This window comes from Bacillus infantis NRRL B-14911 (assembly GCF_000473245.1).
GTDB classification, from domain to species: domain Bacteria; phylum Bacillota; class Bacilli; order Bacillales; family Cytobacillaceae; genus Bacillus_AB; species Bacillus_AB infantis.
Genome location: NC_022524.1, coordinates 1,836,411 through 1,860,689 on the forward strand (window position 1 = coordinate 1,836,411; position 24,279 = coordinate 1,860,689).

The 24,279-nt window shown below is 47.8% G+C and carries 20 protein-coding genes; 19 read left to right on the forward strand and 1 reads right to left on the reverse strand.

Translation table 11 applies throughout. The features are described from left to right. Positions 1-21: 21 nt before the first annotated feature. The 4 genes from pnp to N288_RS09325 all read left to right on the forward strand — a co-directional run bounded on the left by pnp (position 22) and on the right by N288_RS09325 (position 5,489). Complete coding sequence (gene pnp / locus N288_RS09310; protein ID WP_009795994.1) at positions 22-2,142, forward strand: polyribonucleotide nucleotidyltransferase; 2,121 nt, start codon at positions 22-24, stop codon at positions 2,140-2,142. 226 nt (positions 2,143-2,368) lie between these two features. Continuing rightward, on the forward strand, positions 2,369-3,322 hold the full coding sequence (locus N288_RS09315; RefSeq protein WP_009795992.1) for a polysaccharide deacetylase family protein: 954 nt from the start codon (positions 2,369-2,371) through the stop codon (positions 3,320-3,322). Between the two features lie 93 nt (positions 3,323-3,415). Next, on the forward strand, positions 3,416-4,654 hold the full coding sequence (locus tag N288_RS09320; RefSeq protein WP_022543724.1) for a M16 family metallopeptidase: 1,239 nt from the start codon (positions 3,416-3,418) through the stop codon (positions 4,652-4,654). Between the two features lie 589 nt (positions 4,655-5,243). Further along, a complete protein-coding gene (locus N288_RS09325; RefSeq protein WP_022543725.1) occupies positions 5,244-5,489 on the forward strand; it encodes a YlmC/YmxH family sporulation protein in 246 nt (81 codons plus the stop codon). A gap of 25 nt (positions 5,490-5,514) precedes the next feature. Here the strand turns inward: N288_RS09325 and N288_RS25085 are convergent, their stop codons facing one another. Then, a complete protein-coding gene (locus N288_RS25085) occupies positions 5,515-5,655 on the reverse strand; it encodes a hypothetical protein (protein WP_022543726.1) in 141 nt (46 codons plus the stop codon). A 127-nt stretch (positions 5,656-5,782) separates the two neighbouring features. On the opposite strand from N288_RS25085, the gene dpaA reads away from it, so the two are divergent. The 15 genes from dpaA to N288_RS09400 all read left to right on the forward strand — a co-directional run bounded on the left by dpaA (position 5,783) and on the right by N288_RS09400 (position 24,029). After that, positions 5,783-6,691 (forward strand): dipicolinic acid synthetase subunit A, encoded by a 909-nt coding sequence (gene dpaA / locus N288_RS09330; protein ID WP_022543727.1) that lies wholly within the window; start codon positions 5,783-5,785, stop codon positions 6,689-6,691. Next, on the forward strand, positions 6,681-7,280 hold the full coding sequence (locus tag N288_RS09335) for a dipicolinate synthase subunit B (protein WP_009791644.1): 600 nt from the start codon (positions 6,681-6,683) through the stop codon (positions 7,278-7,280). The genes dpaA and N288_RS09335 overlap by 11 nt, the downstream gene beginning before the upstream one ends. A 259-nt stretch (positions 7,281-7,539) precedes the next feature. Beyond that, complete coding sequence (gene asd / locus N288_RS09340) at positions 7,540-8,589, forward strand: aspartate-semialdehyde dehydrogenase (protein ID WP_009791642.1); 1,050 nt, start codon at positions 7,540-7,542, stop codon at positions 8,587-8,589. 29 nt (positions 8,590-8,618) lie between these two features. Next, on the forward strand, positions 8,619-9,863 hold the full coding sequence (gene dapG, locus N288_RS09345; protein WP_009791641.1) for an aspartate kinase: 1,245 nt from the start codon (positions 8,619-8,621) through the stop codon (positions 9,861-9,863). A 17-nt stretch (positions 9,864-9,880) separates the two neighbouring features. After that, positions 9,881-10,750 (forward strand): 4-hydroxy-tetrahydrodipicolinate synthase, encoded by an 870-nt coding sequence (dapA, locus tag N288_RS09350; RefSeq protein WP_009791640.1) that lies wholly within the window; start codon positions 9,881-9,883, stop codon positions 10,748-10,750. A gap of 501 nt (positions 10,751-11,251) precedes the next feature. After that, positions 11,252-12,925: a ribonuclease J gene (locus N288_RS09355; RefSeq protein WP_009791638.1), complete on the forward strand. Its 1,674-nt coding sequence runs from the start codon at positions 11,252-11,254 to the stop codon at positions 12,923-12,925. A gap of 169 nt (positions 12,926-13,094) precedes the next feature. Further along, complete coding sequence (locus tag N288_RS09360) at positions 13,095-13,847, forward strand: ClpP family protease (RefSeq protein WP_022543728.1); 753 nt, start codon at positions 13,095-13,097, stop codon at positions 13,845-13,847. Beyond that, complete coding sequence (locus tag N288_RS09365; protein WP_009791636.1) at positions 13,844-14,062, forward strand: YlzJ-like family protein; 219 nt, start codon at positions 13,844-13,846, stop codon at positions 14,060-14,062. Before N288_RS09360 ends, N288_RS09365 begins: the two co-directional genes overlap by 4 nt. 269 nt (positions 14,063-14,331) lie before the next feature. Further along, a complete protein-coding gene (locus N288_RS09370) occupies positions 14,332-16,680 on the forward strand; it encodes a DNA translocase FtsK (protein ID WP_022543729.1) in 2,349 nt (782 codons plus the stop codon). 408 nt (positions 16,681-17,088) lie between these two features. After that, positions 17,089-17,814, forward strand: coding sequence for a GntR family transcriptional regulator (locus tag N288_RS09375; RefSeq protein WP_009791684.1), 726 nt, complete (start codon positions 17,089-17,091; stop codon positions 17,812-17,814). A gap of 89 nt (positions 17,815-17,903) precedes the next feature. After that, the gene (locus N288_RS09380; RefSeq protein ID WP_009791682.1) at positions 17,904-19,001 is read left to right on the forward strand and encodes a BMP family lipoprotein; all 1,098 of its coding nucleotides are present in this window, start codon (positions 17,904-17,906) and stop codon (positions 18,999-19,001) included. 270 nt (positions 19,002-19,271) lie between these two features. Further along, complete coding sequence (locus N288_RS09385; RefSeq protein ID WP_009791681.1) at positions 19,272-20,807, forward strand: ABC transporter ATP-binding protein; 1,536 nt, start codon at positions 19,272-19,274, stop codon at positions 20,805-20,807. Then, positions 20,800-21,849 carry an ABC transporter permease gene (locus N288_RS09390; RefSeq protein WP_035401338.1) on the forward strand — a complete coding sequence of 350 codons (1,050 nt, stop codon included), beginning with the start codon at positions 20,800-20,802 and terminating at the stop codon, positions 21,847-21,849. Before N288_RS09385 ends, N288_RS09390 begins: the two co-directional genes overlap by 8 nt. Then, complete coding sequence (locus N288_RS09395) at positions 21,850-22,809, forward strand: ABC transporter permease (protein ID WP_009791679.1); 960 nt, start codon at positions 21,850-21,852, stop codon at positions 22,807-22,809. It begins immediately after the preceding gene. Positions 22,810-22,961: 152 nt separating this feature from the next. Further along, positions 22,962-24,029 carry a GGDEF domain-containing protein gene (locus N288_RS09400; protein ID WP_009791678.1) on the forward strand — a complete coding sequence of 356 codons (1,068 nt, stop codon included), beginning with the start codon at positions 22,962-22,964 and terminating at the stop codon, positions 24,027-24,029. Positions 24,030-24,279: the final 250 nt, after the last annotated feature.

Below are 24,279 nucleotides of genomic sequence, written 5' to 3' on the forward strand. Positions count from 1 at the left end.
CAGAGAGGGGTTTATAAAGCAATGGGACAAGATAAGAAGATTTATTCCTTGGACTGGGCCGGACGTACGCTTACAGTGGAAATCGGGCAGCTTGCAAAGCAGGCCAATGGAGCAGCGCTGATCCGTTATGGAGATACAGCAGTCCTCAGTACAGCAACAGCATCAAAAGAGCCAAAAAACCTTGACTTTTTCCCGCTGACAGTCAATTACGAAGAACGCTTGTATGCAGTTGGGAAAATACCTGGAGGCTTCATTAAACGTGAAGGCCGCCCAAGTGAAAAGGCCATTCTGGCCAGCCGCCTGATCGACAGGCCGATCCGCCCGCTGTTTGCTGACGGTTTCCGCAATGAGGTCCAGGTTGTAAGTATGGTAATGAGCGTTGATCAGGACTGCTCTTCCGAGATGGCCGCTATGTTTGGTTCATCTTTGGCACTGAGTGTTTCTGATATCCCGTTCGGCGGCCCGATTGCGGGTGTCACAGTAGGGCGCATCAATGGCGAGTTTGTCATTAACCCGACTGTGGAGCAGCAGAATGAGAGCGATATGCATCTTGTTGTAGCAGGTACAAAGGATGCCATCAACATGGTTGAAGCCGGTGCAGATGAAGTGCCGGAAGAAACAATGCTTGAAGCCATTATGTATGGCCATGAAGAAATCAAACGCCTGATTTCCTTCCAGGAACAGATCGTTTCCGAAGTCGGAAAAGAAAAAACAGAAATCAAATTATATGAAATAGATGCTGACATTGAATCCAAGGTCCGCGAAGCAGCCGAGAAGGACATGGTTTCAGCCATTCAGGTGCAGGAAAAGCATGCGCGTGAAGCGGCCATTAAAACGGTGAAAGATGCAGTATTGGCACAATATGAAGAGCAGGAAGCAGACGATGAGACCATCAAACAGGTGAAAAAGGTGCTGGACAAGCTTGTCAAAGCTGAAGTCCGCAGACTGATCACTGAAGAAAAGGTTCGCCCGGACGGCCGCGGCCTTGATGTAATCCGTCCCCTGTCTTCTGAAATCGGCCTGCTGCCGCGCACACACGGTTCAGGGCTGTTTACAAGGGGACAGACCCAGGCTCTGAGCATCTGTACGCTTGGCGCACTCGGTGATGTCCAGATCCTTGACGGACTTGGCATCGAAGAAGAGAAACGCTTTATGCACCACTATAATTTCCCTAACTTCAGCGTAGGGGAAACTGGGCCGATGAGAGGTCCGGGACGCCGTGAAATCGGGCATGGAGCTCTTGGTGAACGTGCTCTTGAGCCGGTTATCCCGAATGAAAAGGATTTCCCTTATACAGTCCGCCTGGTTTCAGAGGTTCTTGAATCGAACGGCTCTACTTCCCAGGCAAGCATCTGTGCGAGCACACTTGCGATGATGGATGCCGGTGTTCCGATTAAGGCTCCTGTAGCAGGCATCGCCATGGGGCTTATCAAGTCAGGCGACTATTACTCAATCCTTACTGATATCCAGGGGATGGAAGACCATCTTGGAGACATGGACTTTAAGGTGGCAGGTACATCCAAGGGTGTAACAGCTCTGCAGATGGATATCAAGATTGAGGGGCTTTCCCGCGAAATCCTTGAAGAAGCGCTCCAGCAGGCGAAAGCAGGCAGGATGCAAATCCTCGACTCTATGCTTGCAACCATTGCAGAGCCGAAGAAGGAACTTTCCAGATATGCGCCTAAGATCCTGACGATGACAATCAATCCGGACAAAATCCGCGATGTTATCGGGCCAAGCGGAAAGCAGATCAATAAGATCATTGAAGAAACTGGCGTTAAGATCGACATCGAGCAGGATGGAACTGTCTTCATTTCTTCTGTAGACCAGGAAATGAACGACAAGGCCAAGAAGATCATCGAAGACATTGTCCGCGAGGTTGAAGTCGGCCAGATGTACCTTGGTAAGGTCAAGAGAATTGAAAAGTTCGGTGCCTTTGTTGAAATCTTCAACGGAAAAGACGGACTGGTTCATATTTCCGAGCTTGCCGAAGAGCGCGTAGGCAAAGTGGAGGACGTCCTGTCACTTGGAGACGAATTGCTTGTAAAAGTAACAGAAATCGACAAGCAGGGCAGAGTCAACCTTTCCCGCAAAGCAGTTCTGAAGGAACAGCGCGAAAAGCAGGAGAAGGCACAGGATTAATTTTTACCGGTTCATCATAAGATGAAGGCTTGGCCGGCATGCCGGGGACGCAGACGAATTGCAGCTTCCTGCCGGCTTTGGCTGCAGCCGGATTTTAAAGCCAGGGAGATCCCTGGCTTTTTCTATACATACAGAACCATGGCATCTGCAGCCCTCAGTATATTTCCAGCCGCTGTTCTACCCTGTCCACCCTTCACATAAAAATTAGTGAAGGAGGGCTGAGAAAATGAAGAAATTAGCTGGTATGCTGCTGATCGGTGCTTTTTCGCTGATGCTGGTCAATAACCCTTTTACAGATCTTTATGTATCGCAGCTGAAAATGGATAGCCTTGCTGTCACAGCAGAGTCAGATTCTCTTTTACAAAGGATAGAGAAGGAATCTGAGAACTATTACATAGCTCCACAAGATGCCAGGATCGACCCGGTCTGGAAGGCTATACCCGGCTACAATGGGGTAAAGGTTGATGTAGAGGCATCGTATAAAAAAATGAAGGGCGAGAAGAAATTCGATCCCGACAAATTGGTGCTGGAGCAGATTGAACCAGAAAAGAAACTGGGTGATTTGCCTCCTGCCCCCATTTATAAAGGAAATCCCGACAAACCTATGGTATCTTTCATCATAAACGTTGCATGGGGAAACGAGTACTTATCAGGGATGCTTGCCACCTTGAAGAAACATAAGGTAACAGCCACTTTTTTTCTTGAAGGAAGATGGGTCCAGCAGAATCCTGAGCTTGCCAAGATGATTACCGAAGCAGGGCATGAAGCCGGGAATCATTCCTTTACCCATCCGGATATGAAAACCATATCCTCGGCCCGCATCAGGGAAGAGATTGAAAAGACCAACCAGGTCATTAAAGCAACAACCGGACAGGAAGTCACCTGGTTTGCTCCCCCAAGCGGAAGCTACCGGGATGAAACGGTCAGGATTGCAGCTGAAAAGAAACTGAAGACGGTCATGTGGAGCCTCGATACAGTCGACTGGCGGAAGCCTTCCCCGGAAGAGCTGCTGAACAGAGTGGTCCCAAAGGTGCATAATGGAGCAATCATTTTAATGCATCCAACCGATTCTACAGCTAAGTCACTCGACAGTATGATCACGCAAATCAAAGGAAAAGACTTTGAAATTGCCTCAGTTTCAAGATTGTTAAGCGAAGAGCGTATTATGGATAAAAAGTGATAGATAAACAGGATTTTGGAAAAAATAACAATAATGAGCTATACTAACTAAACCGCGCTAAATGCACCAGGATAGAGAACAGGAGGAGTTGCTTTGATAAAGAAATATACATGCCAAAATGGTGTAAGAGTAGTTCTGGAAAATATACCGACGGTCCGTTCAGTTGCAATCGGTGTCTGGATCGGGACCGGTTCAAGGAATGAGCATCCCGGCAATAACGGAGTTTCTCATTTTCTGGAGCATATGTTCTTTAAAGGGACAAAAACAAGGACAGCCAGGGAGATAGCAGAATCCTTTGACAGCATTGGCGGCCAGGTTAATGCATTCACATCAAAGGAATACACATGCTATTATGCCAAGGTCCTTGATACACACTCTAAATTTGCACTTGATGTACTGGCCGATATGTTCTTTAATTCCACCTTTGTGGATGAAGAATTAAATAAAGAGAAAAATGTTGTGCTCGAGGAAATCAAGATGTATGAAGATACGCCAGATGATATCGTCCATGATCTTCTCGGCAAGGCTATATATGAGAGCCATCCGCTTGGCTATCCGATCCTCGGGACTGAGGAAACATTGGAGACCTTTAAAGGGGACACATTAAGGGAGTACATGCATGAAACTTATACGCCTGAAAATGTTGTCATCTCCATTGCCGGCAATATCTCCGATTCTTTCATCCAGGAAGTGGAGAAGCTGTTCGGCTCCTATGAAGCCGGAAAGCAGGAAAGAAATCAGGAAAAGCCTGTTTTTCACTCAAACCGGGTCTCACGGAAAAAAGAGACTGAACAGGCTCATCTATGCTTAGGCTATGAAGGGCTTCCAGTCGGCCATAAAGATATGTACAGCCTGATTCTTCTGAACAATATCCTTGGCGGAAGCATGAGCAGCCGCCTGTTCCAGGACGTTAGAGAACAAAGAGGACTGGCATACTCTGTCTTTTCTTATCACTCTTCATTCCAGGATACGGGAATGGTTACGATTTACGGCGGAACCGGAGCCAAGCAGCTGGATGTACTGTTTGAAACAATCCAGGAAACGCTTGCTACATTGAAGAGGGATGGCATCACTGAGAAAGAGCTGAAAAACAGCAAGGAACAGATGAAGGGAAGCCTGATGCTGAGCCTTGAAAGCACAAACAGCCGCATGAGCCGCAATGGCAAGAACGAACTGCTGCTCGGAAGGCACCGTTCACTCGATGAGATAGTCGAACAAATTGATAAAGTCTCAGAAGCGGGAGTCAACGAAATGGCAAACTCCATCTTCTCAGACCAATTCTCTGTTTCATTGATCAGCCCTGACGGCGTACTGCCAAAGAATCTGGCTTAAATAGAGAAGTGACTTGAACCCGGCGTGAGTGCCGGGTTTTTGTTATATTTTGGCCAAAGCTCAGATGGAACTTTGGGGAAACTGGATAGAGGGTGCTAGTGGGACCGACTATGGCCCTCTGAAAGTCATTTTGCGGAATAGAGGGTGCTAGTGCGCGGTCAACTAAGGCCCTATGAGAGCCAGTTTGGCTGGATAGAGGGTGTTAGTCCGGCCGACTAAGGCCTTCTGAGAGCCAGAATGCCTGATAGATGGTGTTAGTGCGGTCAACTAAGGCCCTATGAGAGCCAGTTTGGCTGGATAGAGGGTGTTAGTCCGGCCGACTAAGGCTTTCTGAAAGTCATTTTGCGGGATAGAGGGTGTTAGTCCATCCAACTAAGACCCTTTAAAAGTCAATTTACAAAATAGAGGGTGTTAGTCCATCCAACTAACCCCCTCTAAAAGTCATTTTTCAGAATAGAGGGTGCCAGTGCCTCCAGCAAAAACCCTCACCTTGTCCCCCTATGTTTTTATCAATCGAAAAGATGGAATGCTTCTAAAATCAATTTCCTGCCGTAAATATATATTGAGGACAAAGACTGGGGGGATTTGCGTGAGACTCAGTGAGCTGAGCGGGAAGGAAATAGTTGATGCGAAAAAAGCTGAGCGCCTCGGAGTGCTGGGCCAGACTGACCTTGAAATAAATGAAAAGGACGGACAAATCAAGGCCCTCCTCATTCCGTCGCTGAAATGGTTCGGCCTGAAGCGTCAGGGAGGGGAAATTACAGTGCCCTGGCAGCATATCAAGAAAATCGGCAATGATATGATTATCATTGATATGCCTGATGATGACAGCTGATCAGCAGAATAAGGCGTGGCGGCCGTTAGTGAAGCATGCGGCTGATGGCAAAAGGGGTGCGGAATGATCTTTCATTCTGCACCCCTTTTGTTTTGCCATTATGGACTTTTGATAGTGTTCTCTCAGACAAGCGTCCTCCGCATTGGTTTAGGTTTATTTTCAGCATTATCTGTCCGCCCATATTTCTGCCTTAAAAAACTCACCTTATCTGGGTTGCTGTCATAGGATGTTGGAGTAGTTATGTATGAGACTTTAGATTCCTGTAAGATTCTTTAGAAGAAGGTGAATATTTCATGCTGACAGGGATGCAAATAGCAGTGATGGGCGGGGATGCCCGGCAGCTGGAGATCATCAGGAAGCTGACAGAACTGGATGCCAGGCTCTTGCTGATTGGCTTTGAGCAGCTGGATCATGCTTTTACCGGAGCATCGAAGGAGAAAGTGGATGAAGTAGATTTTTCAGCTCTGGATAGCATAATCCTGCCTGTGCCAGGCACCAATCTGGAAGGGCAGGTTGAGACTATATTTTCAAATGAGAAAGTGTTTTTAACAGAAGATATGATCGCCCAAACACAGCCGCACTGCACCATATATTCCGGCATTACAAATTCCTATCTGGATGCTATCACCAGTCAGAATGACAGAAGGCTGGTGCAGCTGTTTGAGAGGGACGACATTGCCATCTATAATTCGATTCCGACTGTTGAAGGGACGATCATGATGGCCATCCAGCACACTGATTTTACCATTCACGGATCCAATGTGGTGGTGCTTGGCCTGGGCAGAGTCGGTATGAGTGTGGCAAGAACCTTTCACTCTTTAGGGGCAAAGGTAAAGGTTGGCGCAAGAAAAAGCGAGCATATTGCGAGAATTACTGAAATGGGGCTCACTCCGTTCCATTTGGATGATATTCAGTCATTTGTCAAAGATACGGACATTTGCATTAACACCATACCGCATCTGATTGTCAGTGCTTCGGTCATCAGCAAGATGCCGGTCCATACCTTGATCATTGATCTGGCATCAAAGCCTGGCGGGACAGATTTCCGCTATGCCGAAAAGAGGGGCATCAAGGCATTGCTGGCCCCGGGACTTCCAGGAATCGTTGCCCCGAAAACAGCAGGGCAGATTCTGGCCAATGTGCTGGCCCTTCTGCTGGCCGATGACTTTCAAAATAAAAGGGGGCAATACCATGACGCTTAAAGGTAAAAAGATCGGGTTTGGCCTTACTGGTTCACATTGTACTTATGATGCTGTATTCCCTGAGATTGAAAAGCTTGTCAATGCAGGAGCAGAGGTGCTCCCGGTTGTCACCGGCACTGTTCAGAATACTGAAACGAGATTTGGAGCGGGGGAGGATTGGATTGCGAGAATCGAGAACCTGACTGGCAATAAGGTGATTGATTCAATTGTAAAGGCAGAACCCCTCGGACCGAAGATACCGCTGGACTGCATGGTCATTGCGCCATTGACAGGAAACTCCATGAGCAAGTTCGCCAATGCGATGACAGATTCCCCGGTCCTGATGGCGGCAAAGGCAACGCTCAGGAATCAGAGTCCTGTTGTAGTCGGCATCTCCACAAATGATGCCCTTGGGCTGAACGGAATGAATCTGATGAGGCTGATGGCAGTGAAGAATATTTACTTCATCCCATTCGGACAGGATGATCCAGTTAAGAAGCCCAATTCCATGGTTGCCAGAATGACCCTGCTTTCAGAAACGATTGAAGCGGCCATCACGGGAAAACAGCTCCAGCCGGTCATTGTTGAACGCTATAAAGACGGCAACTGATCTCTGCACCTTCCATCACAAAAAAGTTTATTTCTTTAACGGGTGAATATGTTAAAATGAAAATATTAAATATGAGTTTGTCCAGCTATTCAATCATTGGACCATCATCTCATATACTGGAAGCATAGTGAATGCTATACTACAATAAGAATGGCGGTGGCGAAGAAATCAACAGCTGCCGTCCTCTTATATTGCCTGTAAAAGAAAAAGCAGCCTAAAATCGATTAATCATTTTGTATGCTGGAAGGGGAAGTTTTGGATGGAGAACAAAAAAGGATTTCACGTTGCAGTCGTCGGAGCTACCGGAGCTGTTGGACAGCAGATGCTGCAGACTTTAGAAAGCAGAGATTTCCCTGTATCGAAATTAACTTTACTATCTTCTGCCCGCTCAGCCGGCACAAAGGTAAGTTATAAAGGAAATGAATATATAGTGGAAGAAGCGAAGCCGGAGAGCTTTGCCGGTGTAGATATCGCATTATTCTCAGCAGGCGGCGGCGTTTCAAAAGAGCTCGCTCCGCATGCTGTTGAGCATGGCGCCATTGTGGTTGATAATACAAGCGCATTCCGCATGTCGGAAAACGTGCCGCTCGTTGTCCCTGAGGTGAATGAAGAAGACCTTAAAAAGCATAATGGGATTATCGCCAATCCGAACTGCTCTACCATTCAGATGGTTGCAGCCCTTGAACCGCTGCGGAAGAAGCATGGCTTGAGCAAGGTCATTGTTTCTACGTATCAGGCTGTTTCCGGTTCTGGCGCTGCGGCAGTTGAAGAGCTGTACAGCCAGACTAAGGCGATCATTAATAATGAAGAGCATGAGCCGAAGATCCTTCCGGTCAAAGGCGACAAAAAGCATTATCAGATTGCCTTTAATGCCATCCCTCAAATTGATATGTTCCAGGATAATGGATTTACATTTGAAGAAATGAAAATGATCAACGAAACAAAAAAAATCATGGATATGCCTGATCTTCAGGTGGCGGCTACCTGTGTCCGCCTGCCTGTAGCAACCGGCCACTCGGAGTCAGTATACTTTGAGCTGGAAGCCGGAGGTGTGGATGCACAGGAAATCAAAGACATCCTTAAGGATGCCCCTGGTGTTGTGCTTCAGGATGATCCTGAAAACCAAATCTACCCGATGCCTGCAGATTGTGTAGGCAAAAACGATATCTTTGTCGGCCGGATCCGCAAGGACCTTGACAATGACAAAGGCTTCCACATGTGGGTAGTCTCTGATAACCTGTTGAAAGGCGCTGCCTGGAATTCTGTGCAGATCGCTGAAAGCTTAATCAAACTGGAATTGGTGAAATAAGTGGAAACGGATATTTTTGAGGTGTTACGATGAAGATAATCGTCCAGAAGTTCGGAGGCACATCCGTACGGGATGACAGCAGCCGGGCGCACGCAAAAAGGCATATTAAAAAAGCTTTGTCGGAAGGCTATAAAGTAGTGGCTGTTGTTTCCGCAATGGGGCGGCAGGGAGATCCATACGCAACTGATACCCTCTTATCGCTGATCGGCGGGAGCGGCAGCAAAATCAGCAAGCGGGAAAATGATCTTCTTTTATCATGCGGCGAAACCATTTCGAGCATTGTGTTCACCAATATGCTGAAGGAAGAAGGCATCGAGGCATCCGCATTGACGGGTGCACAGGCCGGCTTCAGGACCAACAGCGATTTCACGAACGCGAAGATCATTGAAATGAAATGCGACAGATTGCTCAGGGAGCTTGAGGAATCCGATGTCGTCGTAGTGGCAGGCTTCCAGGGAGCAGCCAAGAATGGCGATATCACGACCATCGGCAGAGGCGGGAGCGATACATCAGCCGCTGCTCTCGGGGCTGCGCTTCAGGCAGAGTGGATTGATATCTTTACAGATGTAGAAGGCATCATGACGGCCGACCCGCGCATCGCCGAGAATGCAAGGGCGCTTTCAGTGGTCACCTATACAGAGGTCTGCAATCTTGCCTATCAGGGAGCCAAGGTCATCCATCCCCGTGCGGTGGAGATCGCCATGCAGGCCAAGGTGCCGATCAGAATCAGGTCCACTTATTCCGACGGACTTGGAACACTGGTCACAAGCATCAATAAAAACAGCCGCGGCAGCGATATTAAAGAGCGCCCTGTAACCGGCATCGCGCATTTGTCCAATGTGACGCAGATCAAGGTCTTTGCCAAAAAGGACCAGTACAACCTGCAGGCAGAGGTCTTCAAAGCAATGGCCAATGAACAGATCAGCGTCGATTTTATCAATATTTCGCCGAACGGCGTTGTATATACCGTTTCTGAGGATATGGCTGACAAAGCGGTCAAAACGCTTGAGCAGCTGGGCCATGAGCCGGTGCTTGAGCGGCATTGTGCCAAGGTTTCCGTTGTGGGAGCAGGAATGGCGGGAGTACCGGGTGTCACTTCAAAGATTGTCACGGCACTTTCAGAGGAAAGCATCAGAATCCTCCAGTCAGCGGACAGCCATACAACCATCTGGGTGCTGGTCAAGCAGAAGGATCTTGTCAAGGCAGTCAATGCCCTTCATGATGCCTTTCAGCTTGAGCATGAGTCCTTAGAATTCGAACAGACAGATATATAGGCAGGGAGTTGTAAAGAATGGTTCTATTTGGAAGAGTTTCTACAGCAATGGTGACGCCTTTTGATAAAAAAGGCCATGTGGATTTTACAAAAACAACGCAGCTTATCAACCATTTAATCGAGAACGGAACAGATTCCCTCGTGGTTGCCGGCACAACAGGGGAATCGCCGACACTGACAAAAGAAGAAAAGCTGGCTTTGTTCAAGCATGTCGTCAAAGTGGTCGACAAAAGAATCCCTATCATTGCAGGAACAGGCAGCAATGATACGTATGCTTCTGTTGAGATGACAAAGAAAGCGGAGCAGATCGGTGTGGATGCCGTTATGGTCGTTGCTCCGTATTATAATAAACCAAACCAGGAAGGATTGTACCAGCACTTCAAAACGGTTGCTGAAAGCACATCCCTGCCTGTCATGGTTTACAATATCCCGGGAAGGTCTGTAGTCAATATCGCGCCGGAAACAGTGATCAGATTATCACAGATCCCTAACATCAAGGCTGTCAAAGAAGCGAGCGGCGATTTGAACAGCATGACAGCGATCATTGCCGGCACTGATGAAGACTTCCTTCTTTATTCTGGAGACGATGGATTGACGCTTCCAGCGATGGCGATAGGCGCAGCAGGAGTGGTTTCTGTAGCTTCTCATGTGATCGGGATTGAAATGCAGAGCATGATCTCTTCTTTCCTTGAGGGAAATGTCGGAGAAGCTGCTGCCAAGCATCAGAAGCTCCTTCCGCTCATGGAAGGCCTCTTTGCCGCACCAAGTCCGGTCCCAGTCAAGACTGCGCTTCAGCTGAAGGGCATCGACACAGGTTCAGTAAGGCTGCCGCTTGTTCCTCTGACAGAACAGGAAAGAGCCGCACTGCTCAGCTTGTTCCAAAACTAATAATACGATCCTAAACAGGCCGGAGAGCATTGCTCCCGGCTTTTTCCTATAGAGATGACCGCTGCCCCCAATACGAAAAAATAAAATTGGTTGTCATAAAATTCATTAATCAAGTATAATGGGTGTAACTGAACTCGTCCGATTATGCAATACATTTTTTGAATATTCTTTCATAGATAAAAGCGGCCTTGAATAGGGGCTGCTTTGCCATAAAGCAGGCCAGCTGTGAGGAAGGCCAGAAACCAGTGTGGGCTGCTCCGGATTCAGGAAGGAAGAGTGACGGCTTATCCTAGGAAATAGGTTTGCCTGTCAGATCCGTTCCTAAGCCGGTCCCGGCTTTAGGCCGCCATCATGTTTTTTTGCTGAACCATGCAGTCAGTATACATAAAAGTTTTAAGGACGTTTTCTGTTTATAAGCGTGTTAAGCTATACAGCTATATATATTAAAAAGGCTCGCCCCTGTCCGGGGCACAGCCGAAACAGCATTGGAGGAGCTTTTAGGTGAATAATAGAAAAAATGAAAGCATCAGGCTGATCGCCCTCGGCGGCGTCGGGGAAATCGGCAAAAATATGTACCTTGCAGAAGTGGATGAAGATCTGTATGTCATCGACGCAGGGCTAATGTTTCCGGAGAACGAAATGCTTGGGATTGATATTGTGATTCCCGATGTTTCCTATCTGGTACAGAATAAAGACAGAATCCGGGGCATTTTCCTGACACATGGACATGAGGACCACATTGGGGCTCTTTCTTATGTGCTTAAAAAGGTATCTGTCCCTGTCTATGGCACAAAGCTGACCCTTGCTTTGGCCAAGGCGAAGATGAAGGAGCAGGACTACAGGGGCAAAGCAGAACTGATTGAAATCAATTCCGATTCAGTGCTTGAATTTGAACATTCGAGTGTATCTTTTTTCCGGACCAATCACAGCATCCCTGATTCAGTCGGAATATGCATCCATACTTCAGAGGGAAGCATCGTCTACACCGGCGACTTTAAGTTTGACCAGGCTGCTCCTGAATTGTACAAAGCGGAGATTGGAAAAATGGCCGGAATCGGCGACAATGGGGTATTATGCCTTCTGTCAGACAGTACAGATGCAGAAAGGCCCGGATACTCAACATCCGAGGCAGTCGTGCAAAAAGCGATGGCACATGCATTCTACAGCGCAAAAGGAAGGGTCATCGCAGCCTGCTTTGCTTCTGATTTAATTCAGATCCAGCATATATTCGATGCGGCAGAGGAAAGCGGCAGGAAAGTTGCCGTGGCAGGGAAGAGCATCCAAAAGGTATATGACCTGGCAGTCCAGCTCGGTTATTTGGCTGTCAAAGATGATATCCTCATACCTTTATCAGAGCTTGGCAGCTTCAGGGACCATGAAGTGGTCATCCTGACGGCCGGCTCCCAGGGCGAGCCGATCGAGGCGCTGCAGAAAATGGCGAAAAGGACCCACAGGCAGGTAACGATCCAGGAAGGTGACACCGTCTACCTCGCTGCTGCCCCGATCAGAGGGGGAGAAGTGTTCATCTATAAGACGATGGATATGCTTTACAGGGCCGGAGCGACCGTGATCACCGGAAAGAACAGTGCCACTGCATCAAGCCATGGAAGCCAGGAAGAATTGAAATTCATGATCAATCTGATGAAGCCGAAACATTTCATCCCTGTGCATGGAGAATATAAAACCTTGAAATCGCATGGAAAGCTAGCAGCAGAATGCGGAATCAGCCAGGACTCGATCCTCATTCCTGAAAAAGGGGATGTCTTTGAAATCAAGGATGGCAGAATCAAGCAAAGCGGCCGGGTGCCGGCTGGAAATGTACTCATTGACGGGATCGGCGTTGGTGATGTCGGGAATATCGTCCTGAGGGACAGAAGGCTGCTTTCACAGGACGGGATCTTGATTGTTGTCGTGACGCTGAACCGCCATGATAAGCAGATAGCGGCAGGGCCTGAAATCATTTCACGCGGTTTTGTATATGTGCGGGAATCTGAAAAGCTGCTGGTTCAGGCAGCCGATATGGTCAAGGAAATCGTCCATCGCGGCTCCCAGAAAGAAAGTTTTGACTGGGCTGCTGTCAAACAGGATATGCGCGATGAGCTCAATCAATTCTTCTACGAAAAAACAAAGCGCCGTCCGATGATCCTGCCGATCATCATGGAAGTGAAGCAATAGATTACAGCATATGTTAAGAGGCTATGAAGCAGCTGCTTCATGGCCTTTATTTTGATTAAAACTGTAAATCCTCCTGCGCGAAAGAATTGCCCGTTTTTTGGCTGTGCCGGAATGAAAAAGGCATTGGCGTCCATACTAACGATATTAAGCCTTGAAAGGAGAATACAGGATGGATGAGAATTTTTTTCAAAATGCCAATGAGGGCGGAGGAAGCCCGGAACAGCCCAAGGAAGATAAACCATCTGCACTGATGGAAAAAATACAGCAGCTGGGCCAGACGAATGTGCCCCAGCTTTCACAGGATACAACCATTCATTGTTTGACGATCGTCGGACAAATCGAAGGGCATCTTCAGCTGCCGCCGCAAAATAAAACGACGAAATATGAGCATCTGATCCCCCAGATTGTAGCAATAGAGCAAAACCCAAAAATTGAAGGGCTGCTGGTGATCCTGAATACAGTGGGGGGAGACGTAGAGGCCGGGCTGGCCATTTCTGAAATGCTTGCTTCCCTTTCTAAGCCGACCGTATCAATCGTACTTGGAGGCGGGCATAGCATCGGTGTTCCGATTGCTGTATCCTGTGACTATAGTTTTATAGCGGAAACGGCAACAATGACGATCCATCCGATCCGCCTGACTGGATTGGTCATCGGGGTCCCGCAGACTTTTGAATATCTGGACAAGATGCAGGATAGGGTCATCAATTTTGTGACAGGGCATTCAAAGGTGTCTGAGCAGCAATTCAAGGACCTGATGTTTGCAAAAGGAAATCTGACCAGGGATATTGGAACGAATGTAGTCGGTGCAGATGCGGTATCCTATGGCTTGATTGATGCAGTCGGCGGTGTCGGGCCGGCCCTTAAGAAGCTGAATGAGCTGATTGACCTGAACAAAGGCAAGGAAGAGGGGCTGGTGCAATGATTTTATACACATCGATGCCCCAGGAGCTGATTTTCCAGCCGGAAGAAAGCGCATTTGCCAGACAAAAATTCCTTTCTTTTGAAGGGATACCTGTGCTTGCCGAAGCTGTCGGTGATATGCCTCAGCAATATACAGTGATAAGGGTCATGAGCACAGACCCGAATCATTTCCTGGATGATAGATGCATGCCCGGTTCTAAAATTACAATAGTATAACCCAAAATCCGGGCTATATGCTATAATATTGTTATACTACTAAGAGCAGCCATATGGCTGCTTTCCTTGTCATGCTGCGGCTTTCAAGGAAGCAGCGGTGCGGCCGGATTGCCGGGATGGAGAAAGGGCAGTTCCGTTTATGCTCCGCCTTTTTAGGGCTCGGCAGTCTGCCGGGTTTTCTTTGTTTTAAGATGAGTGGCGGACGTCTGCCGCCTGCCGGCTGAGGCAATAATGAATCAGGATAGAAATCTGCAGTACAGGGTGATGAAATGGCAAAAAGAAAAAGAAGGCAATCGAAGAGCAAAGAAAAACTGAAAAAAACTGTGCAATATGAACTGACTGGATTGATAATGATTGCTCTGTCAGTGATTTCAATAGCAAAACTCGGTGCGGTCGGGACATCGATCGTCATGTTCTTCCGTTTTTTCATGGGAGAATGGTACATACTGGGACTTCTGGGGATGGCTGTGTATGGAGGATATCTGATGTGGAAAAGGGAACGGCCGTATCTTTTCCATACTAAGCTGATGGGGCTGTACCTGGTCATCGCGTCCATGCTGCTTCTCAGCCATGTGACACTTTTCCAGCTGCTTTCAAACGGCGGCAAGTTTGAAGATCCAAGTGTCATCGGCAACACATGGGAGCTATTCTGGATGGAGGCAGGCGGCGAAACGAGCACGACCGATCTCGGCGGCGGGATGGTTGGCTCGGTGCTGTTTGCGATGTCTTACTTCTTGTTTGATGAAGCCGGCACAAAGCTGATTGCTGCTTTACTGATTATAATCGGGCTTGTGCTGCTGACCGGAAAGACCTTTGGGGAAGCTGCAGGCAAGCTGTTTATCTCCATTTGGGGCTTCATCAAAAAGCAATGGGAAGCGTTTTTGGAAGATATGAAGGAATCGAAGCGTAAATTCCGTGAAAGAAGCGATGAGCGGAGGCAGAGGCAGGAAGAGCTGCGCCAGTCAGCCGAAGAGCGGGAGCCTGAACCGTCCGTCAATATTTCCCAGCCGCCGCTGCCGGCTGAAGAAGAGCCTTCGCCTGAACCGATCATTTCAAGCTTCGCTGAGCGGGCTTACCAGCAGCAGCCCGAACCCGTGCCGGAAGCAGCAAAACGGAAGTCCAAGCCGGGCGGCGAAGAGGCAGCAGAGGAAGAGTCTGCACCAGCCATCACTTTTACAGAGGTGGAAAATGTGGACTATGAGCTTCCTCCGCTGAGCCTTCTTACTCTGCCGAGGCAGGCGGATCAAAGCGGTGAGTATGAACAGATACATGCCAATGCCGCCAAGCTTGAGCGCACCTTCCAGAGCTTCGGGGTCAAGGCCCGGGTTACTCAGGTCCATTTGGGGCCGGCAGTAACCAAGTATGAGGTCCATCCCGATGTGGGCGTGAAGGTAAGCAAAATCGTAAGTTTAAGTGATGACCTGGCCCTTGCCCTTGCAGCAAAGGGAATCAGGATCGAGGCCCCGATCCCTGGCAAATCGGCGGTGGGGATTGAAGTGCCGAATACAGAGGTTGCCATGGTGTCTCTGCGTGAAGTGCTGGAGTCCAAGCAGAACGACAGGCCGGACAGCAAGCTGATGATCGGCCTTGGCCGCGATATCACAGGCGAAGCTGTCCTGGCTGAGCTGAATAAGATGCCCCATCTGCTTGTTGCCGGGGCAACGGGCAGCGGGAAAAGTGTCTGCATCAATGGCATTATCACAAGCATCCTGATGCGCGCCAAGCCGCATGAAGTGAAATTGATGATGATCGACCCGAAAATGGTCGAGCTGAATGTGTATAACGGTGCGCCCCATCTGCTGGCACCTGTTGTCACCGATCCAAAGAAAGCGTCACAGGCGCTGAAAAAAGTGGTCAGTGAGATGGAAAGGCGCTACGAATTATTTTCCCATACAGGGACCCGGAACATTGAAGGCTATAATGAGCATGTTAAACGGCATAATGCAGAAGAAGAGGCACAGCAGCCCCTCCTGCCTTATATCGTCGTCATTGTGGACGAGCTGGCAGACCTGATGATGGTGGCATCCTCGGACGTTGAGGATGCCATTACAAGGCTCGCACAGATGGCGAGGGCCGCAGGGATCCATTTGATCATCGCGACCCAGCGTCCATCTGTAGATGTCATCACAGGTGTCATCAAGGCGAATATTCCTTCAAGGATCGCTTTTGCAGTATCCTCCATGACTGATTCCAGGACCATCCTGGACATGGGAGGAGCAGAAAAGCTCCTTGGACGGGGGGATATGCTGTTCCTTCCTGTCGGCGCTTCTAAGCCGGTCAGGGTCCAGGGCGCTTTTCTTTCCGACGAAGAAGTTGAAGAGGTAGTCGATTTCGTCATTTCCCAGCAGAAAGCGCAGTATCAGGAAGAGATGATCCCCGATGATGTGCCGGAAACGGCGTCAGAGGTTGATGACGACCTTTACGAAGAAGCGGTGGAGCTAATAGTGGAGATGCAGACTGCATCCGTCAGCATGCTTCAGAGGCGCTTCAGAATCGGCTATACCCGGGCGGCAAGGCTCATTGATGAAATGGAGCTGAGGGGGATTGTAGGACCATACGAAGGCAGCAAGCCTAGGGCGGTCCTGGTTGCCAAGGCATCAGAGGAAGCAAGTTCATAATGGGAAGAAAACCGGTCCAGGGAGACCGGTTTTTTTTTGAGCTGAAAAAAAAGATAGCAGAACAGAAGCGAATAAGGTTATACTATTAAAAGCGCTTTCATAGTATTGGAGGGCCGGCACTATTTTTATAGTCAGCGAGTCTTGCATAATGGAAGAACTTTCAATTTAGTTAGGGAATTAATAACAGGAAAGCGCTTAAAAAAGAATGGTTTTTCCTAGTATTTCCGTTTCTGAATCGGGTGATTTTTAAGTGTTTTCTGATAAAGGGATCTAAACCACCTTTTTTCGACAAATTCTCGAAATTCTATTTATTTATTAAATAAAAAGTGTTATAGTATTTTCGATTAGTAGGAATCATTAAACATCAGAGGTCTGATGTCTTGAGAAAAAAGGTTGGAGGAACCCTGCATGTCAATTAAGTCAGATAACCGGCATCTATACCTGCAAGTCATCGATCGATTAAAGCAGGACATTGAAGAAGGGCTCTATAAAGAAAGAGAAAAGCTTCCTTCTGAATTTGACCTTGCAAAGCAGCTTGGAGTAAGCAGAGCTACACTGCGTGAAGCGCTCCGTATTCTTGAAGAAGAAAACGTGATTATCCGCAGGCATGGTGTAGGAACCTTTGTGAACGCAAAGCCTCTCTTCACTTCAGGAATCGAGCAGCTTAACAGCGTGACCAATATGATTCTGCAGGCAGGGATGAAACCAGGAACCGTATTCTTAAGCTCAGTCACTCAGGGGCCGACCGAAGAGGATGTGCGCCGTTTCTCATGTTCGGCGGAGGAAGGGATTGTGGTTATCGAAAGGGTCAGGACTGCGAATGGGGAGCCTGTAGTCTACTGTGTGGACAAGCTGCCGGAAAAGATACTCCCGGAAAGCTTCACGCATGACCAGGAATCGATTTTTAATGTGCTCGAAGAAGAAGCCAATAAAAAAATCACCTATGCCGTTGCCCAGATTGAACCGATCGGCTACCACGAGAAGATTTCCCCGATTCTTGAATGTGAACCGGAAACTGCACTGCTTGTGTTAAAGCAGATGCATTACGACGAAATGGATGAACCAGTCCTTTACTCGGTGAATTATTTTAAGGCCGACAAGTTCAGCTTCCATGTCCTTCGCAGGAGAATATAATTTTTTTGCGGAAGTGAAAGCGAAAACAAATCTGTTTTTCAGAATATTCCTGCTAAAATTTCAAACAAATTCCTTGGGGGGTACAAACCTTGAAAAAGCGTAAATTTGGTTTGGCGCTGTCACTTGTTCTTGCAGCCGGCACGATTCTTGGTGCTTGCGGAAACAGTGAAGAAAAAGACGATGCAGCTGGTGAAGGCGGCACAGACAAAGAAAAAGCATTCTCTGTTGCAATGGTAACTGATGTCGGCGGTGTTGATGATAAATCATTCAACCAATCTGCCTGGGAAGGTCTTCAGGCATTTGGTGAAGAAAACGGCCTGGAAAAAGGCAAAGGCGGCTTTGACTATCTTCAGTCACAATCAGACGCTGACTACGCAACAAACCTGAACAACCTTGTTCGCCAGGACTTTGATGTTGTGTTCGGTATTGGATTCATGATGCAGGGAGCTGTTGATGAAATCGCTCAGCAGCAGAAAGATGCCCACTTCGCGATCGTTGATGCAGAAGTACAGCAGCCTAACGTTGCAAGCATCCTTTTCAAAGAGCAGGAAGCTTCTTTCCTTGCTGGGATTGCAGCTGGTCTAACAACTAAATCAAACAAAATCGGCTTCATCGGCGGTATTGAAGGAGCAGTTATCGAGCGCTTCGAATCCGGCTTCCTTGCAGGTGTACAGGCGATCAACCCTGAAGCACAAGTAGATGTACAGTACGCTGGCGCATTTGATAAAGCTGAACTTGGCCAGACAATTGCTGCTAAGATGTACTCTTCTGGAGCAGATGTTATTTTCCACGCTGCCGGAGGAACTGGTAACGGACTATTCAAAGAAGCACGCGACCTTAAGCAGAAAGATCCTTCTAAAGAAATCTGGGCAATCGGCGTTGACTCCGACCAGACAGCTGAAGGTGTTGTCGGCGACCATAACGTCATCATCACTTCTGCACTTAAGCGCGTTGACAATGCAGTGAAAGACCTTTCAACAAAAGCTATGGAAGGCAACTTCCCTGGCGGCGAAATCACTACTTACGGTTTAGCTGAAGACGGTGTAGGCCTTGCAGAAATCAATGACGAAGTTTCTGTGAAATCCGACATCGAAGCTGCTGTAACTGAGTGGCAGGATAAAATCAAGAGCGGCGATGTTGTTGTACCTGGTACAAGAGCTGAGCTTGAAAACTTCAAGGCTGAATAATACAAAAAGGGAATAAGGGGGTTGTAAGGCCCACTTATTCCTTTTTAATGCAAATTGCAGGCTGGAACATTAATTGAAGAGCAGAATGATTCTGCCTTTCACTTAGTGTTTTAGATATCTTCTCTGAAATATAGATGTTTAAGAAACCTTGAAAACCGGAATGCAAAGCCGCAGGCCGGAGGAATCGGCACCTGCCGGATTTTTTTACAGCTTCTAAGGTATGACCTCTTACTACTATATTTTCTATTAATTTGTGCGAGGAGTGGAAGAATGGAATACGTTATTGAAATGCTCAATATCCGCAAAGAATTTCCGGGCATCGTCGCAAACGACAATATTACTCTTCAATTGAAGAAGGGTGAGATCCACGCTCTCTTAGGTGAGAACGGGGCAGGAAAATCAACGCTGATGAACGTGCTGTTTGGCCTGTATCAGCCTGAAAAAGGTGAAATCCGCGTCAACGGAAAGCCGGTCAGCATCACTAACCCGAACATAGCCAATGACCTTGGCATCGGCATGGTCCATCAGCACTTCATGCTGGTCGACACGTTTACTGTCACTGAAAATATCATTCTCGGAAAAGAAACAACAACCGCCGGGAGAATCGATATTAAAAAAGCTGAACAGGAAGTAAGGGAAATCTCTGAGCGCTACGGCTTATCCGTAGATCCCCAGGCAAAGATATCCGATATTTCTGTAGGGATGCAGCAGCGTGTTGAAATCCTGAAGACGTTATACAGGGGAGCTGAAATCCTGATTTTTGATGAGCCGACCGCTGTTCTGACTCCGCAGGAAATCGGCGAGCTGATCCAGATTTTCCGGACATTGATCAAAGAAGGCAAATCTATTATCCTGATCACGCACAAGCTGAAAGAGATCATGGAGGTCTGCGACAGGGTTACAGTCATCCGCAAAGGTGTCGGCATCGGAACAGTCAACGTAAGCGAGACAGACCCGAATGGGCTGGCAAGCCTGATGGTCGGACGTGAAGTCACGTTCAAGACAGATAAGAAGGCTGCAGATCCAAAAGAGGTTGCATTTGAAATCAATGGGCTTACGGTTAAAGATTCGAGGGGCGTCCCTGTTGTAAACAATCTCAATTTAAAGATAAAAGCAGGCGAAATTGTCGGAATTGCCGGTGTTGACGGCAATGGACAAACAGAGCTGATCGAAGCGATCACCGGACTGAGAAAAGCAGAGGACGGCACCATCAGCCTGAACGGAAAAAATATCAGAAATCTGTCTCCAAGGAAAATCACTGAAAGCGGGATCGGCCATATTCCTCAGGACAGGCATAAGCACGGACTGGTGCTGGATTTTCCGATTGGCGATAATATCGTGCTGCAGACATACTACAAAAAGCCTTTCTCCAGGTATGGTGTATTAAACTTTAAAGAGATTTACGATAAGGCCCGCAAGCTGATAAAAGAATATGATGTCAGAACGCCGACTGAGTATACAGAGGCAAGGGCATTGTCTGGCGGAAACCAGCAAAAAGCGATCATCGGCCGTGAAATTGACCGCGACCCTGATTTGCTCATCGCTGCCCAGCCGACAAGGGGCCTTGATGTAGGGGCCATTGAATTCATCCATAAGCGCCTGATTGAGCAGCGTGATAACGGCAAAGCCGTTCTGCTTCTTTCTTTCGAGCTGGATGAAATCATGAATGTCAGCGACCGGATTGCCGTTATTTATGAAGGTGAGATTGTAGCGGTCGTAGATCCGGCTGAAACGACAGAGCAGGAACTGGGGCTGCTGATGGCAGGGTCGAAAAGAAAGGAAGCGGGTGAAAAGTCTAATGTCTAGTCGTTTGAAAAATATAATGATTCCTTTAATAGCGGTTCTGCTGGGAGTTATTGTCGGCACCATCATCATGATTGCGACAGGCTATAATGCGGTTGCCGGTTATACAGCATTGTGGAACGGAGCATTTGGCGAAGTGTATTACACTGGTGAGGTCGTCCGCCAGGTAACGCCATATATATTGGCCGGTTTGGCTGTAGCGTTTGCATTCAGGACAGGGCTGTTCAATATAGGTGTCGAAGGGCAGCTGATTGTCGGATGGCTTGCGGCTGTCTGGGTCGGGCTTGCCTTCGATGACCTCCCTAAGTTCATTCATCTTCCGCTTGCTGTACTGGCAGCAGCGGCAGCAGGTGCACTTTGGGCATTCATCCCTGGCTTGCTGAAGGCTAAGTTCAAGGTTCACGAAGTTATCGTGACCATCATGATGAACTATATTGCCTTGCATGTAACAAACTATATTGTTCGTTCAGTATTGACTGACAATGCGGACAGAACTGAAAATATCGCAGAGTCAGCTTCTCTGAGATCACCATTCTTTGAAAGCATCACTGACTATTCAAGGCTTCACTGGGGAATTTTGATTGCACTCGTTTGTGTGTTCATCATGTGGTTCCTGCTGGAGAAGACTTCCAAAGGATATGAATTGAAGGCAGTAGGCTTTAACCAGCATGCATCCCAGTATGCCGGAATGAATGTAAGCTCTAATATTATTTTATCAATGGTCATTTCAGGTGCTTTTGCAGGGCTTGCCGGTGCAATGGAAGGTCTGGGCACCTTTGGCTATGCAGCAATCAAAGGCGGGTTCACCGGCGTCGGTTTTGATGGAATCGCAGTTGCGCTCCTAGGGGCAAACGGTCCGATCGGAATCGTGTTTGCCGCTATCCTGTTCGGCGGCCTTAAAGTAGGGGCACTGAATATGCCTCTTGAGGCCGGAGTGCCGAATGAACTGGTAGATATCATCATCGCGCTGATTGTATTCTTTGTAGCAGCCAGCTACATGATTCGCATCGTCATTGATAAGTTTGGCAAGAAGGGGGTGAAATAAGTGGGCTTTATGGATATTTTGCTGATCATTGTTCCTTCCACGCTATTATGGGCGGCACCGCTTATTTTCACTGCATTGGGCGGAAATTTCTCTGAGCGCTCCGGTGTTGTCAACATCGGACTCGAAGGATTAATGGTTATAGGAGCGTTCACTGCAATCGTATTTAACCTGACATTTGTTGATTCACTGGGAAAAGCAACTCCATGGCTCGCTTTGGTCGCAGCGCTGGTTGTCGGCGGACTGTTCGCCCTCATCCATGCGGTAGCTTCCATCACATTCCGGGCTGATCAGACTGTTTCCGGGGTAGCCATCAACCTGCTGGCAATCGGACTTGCATTATTCCTTGTCAAGTTCATCTATGATAAAGGCCAGACAGATATCATCCAGGTGGGCTTCAGCAAGGTCGATATACCATTATTAAGCGATATACCAATCATAGGGGAAATCCTTTTCTCCAATACCTATTATACATCCTTTGTTGCTATCATCATCGCTTTCATTGCATGGTATGTGATGTTCAAAACGCCATTCGGCCTCCGTCTGAGATCAGTCGGTGAACATCCGATGGCTGCTGATACGATGGGCATCAATGTAACAAGAATGCGTTATATCGGCGTAGTCATCTCAGGTGCGCTTGCAGGTGTCGGCGGCGGAGTTTATGCACAGTCGATTTCTTCTGACTTCGGGCACGCTACCATCAGCGGGCAGGGCTTTATGGCTTTGGCAGCACTGATCTTCGGTAAATGGCATCCGCTTGGAGCAATGGGCGCTGCTTTGTTCTTCGGCTTTGCCCAGAGCTTGAGCATTGTAGGCTCCAGCCTGCCGCTGCTTGAGAACATTCCGAATGTTTATCTGCTGATTGCGCCTTATGTCCTGACCATCCTGGCATTGACAGGCTTCATCGGCCGCGCAGATGCACCGAAGGCACTCGGTACTCCATATATAAAAGGAAAAAGATAATCATACTGAACCCGGTCATGCAGGCCGGGTTTTTCAATTGTTTTGATAGATTGCCATTTAAGGAAAAAATTAACTGAATAGATTGACTCTTGGAAAAACCTGCCTTAAAATTAAATAGTTAATATTCTATCATTTCTGATCGGGGCCGTCATATGCCAAAATCCTTGTTTTTCGATGATTATCATACAGATAAGATTGTTTCCTATAGCAGATGGTTCTTTCTCCTTCTGGTCCTCTTCATAAGCCATTCACCAGCTGCTCCATTTCAGGCAGAGAAGACAGCGCTTCCGGCAGTCCTTGCCGTATTTTCCTTCATCTATATTACAGCTGCCCATATATGTACAAGCTTTATAAAAAACGGAAAAGCAAGCAGGCGCCTTGCGGCTGTATGGACTGGCTGCGACCATATTGCTGCAGCTGTCCTGTATATGATTTCTGGAGACGGGGCTGCCGTCTTTTATCCACTGGCCATCCTGCTTACCGTGACTGCAGCCATCAGGATGCGCACTAAAGGTGCACTGTTTTCAGCATTGTTCTTTTCAGCTTCTATTCTGGCCGGGACAGATTTAGGGCAAGATGCAGAACACCTTCTTCTTCCATTGGGGAGCCTCTGGATAACCGGAATTCTGGCCGGTGGTGCCGCTGTCAGGGAAACGAGGCAAAAGTCTCAGATCGAAAAATTAAAAAGAATGGTGTACACAGATTTCCTAACCGGGCTTGCCAATAGAAGAGCATTCCATGAGCACCTGAACCTTATAGAAAAAACAGCGGAACCCTGCTTCATCCTTTTAGCTGATGTAGATAATTTCAAAGGTATCAACGACTATTACGGCCATCTTGAAGGCGATGAAGTGCTGAAAAAGCTGGGCCGCACTTTCATGAGGGCTGAAAAGCTGAACGGCTGCAGAATTTACCGCTATGGAGGAGAAGAATTTGCCTTCCTTATCCCTGGGAACCGCGAGGAAAAGGTCATTAACATCCTGACGGGCCTTCTGGACAGTGTGGCTCAGGAGGTTATGGCCGGAGGGAAACAGCCTGTCACAATGAGCTTTGGCGCCAGTTTCTTAAGCAGCGGAAATACAAAGCTTGCACTTGAAGAAGCCGATGCCCTGCTTTACCAGGCCAAAACCAGCGGGAAAAGCAGGGCCATTTTCAGCAGCGGCCTTATCATGAAGAATACGCTGCCATCAAAAAAAATCATGAGTGCCAATAGCGGATAAGTATAATCTAAGAGCAGTCTCCATAAAAGGGGCTGCTTTGTTTATCACAAAAATACCCTCTTTGGCATACCTTCCCTGCGCATCAATCATTTGCTATCTCAATTTAGGAAACGTTATAGTTAGAATATGTTTTATTTTTATGGAGAAGATTAAAAAATAACCTGAGCAGCGTCTACATAAGATAAGAAAAGCGCAAGCGCCTTGCTCACCCCCGACAAGCACAAGACGATCCTCCCGGAAAGGCGTTCTT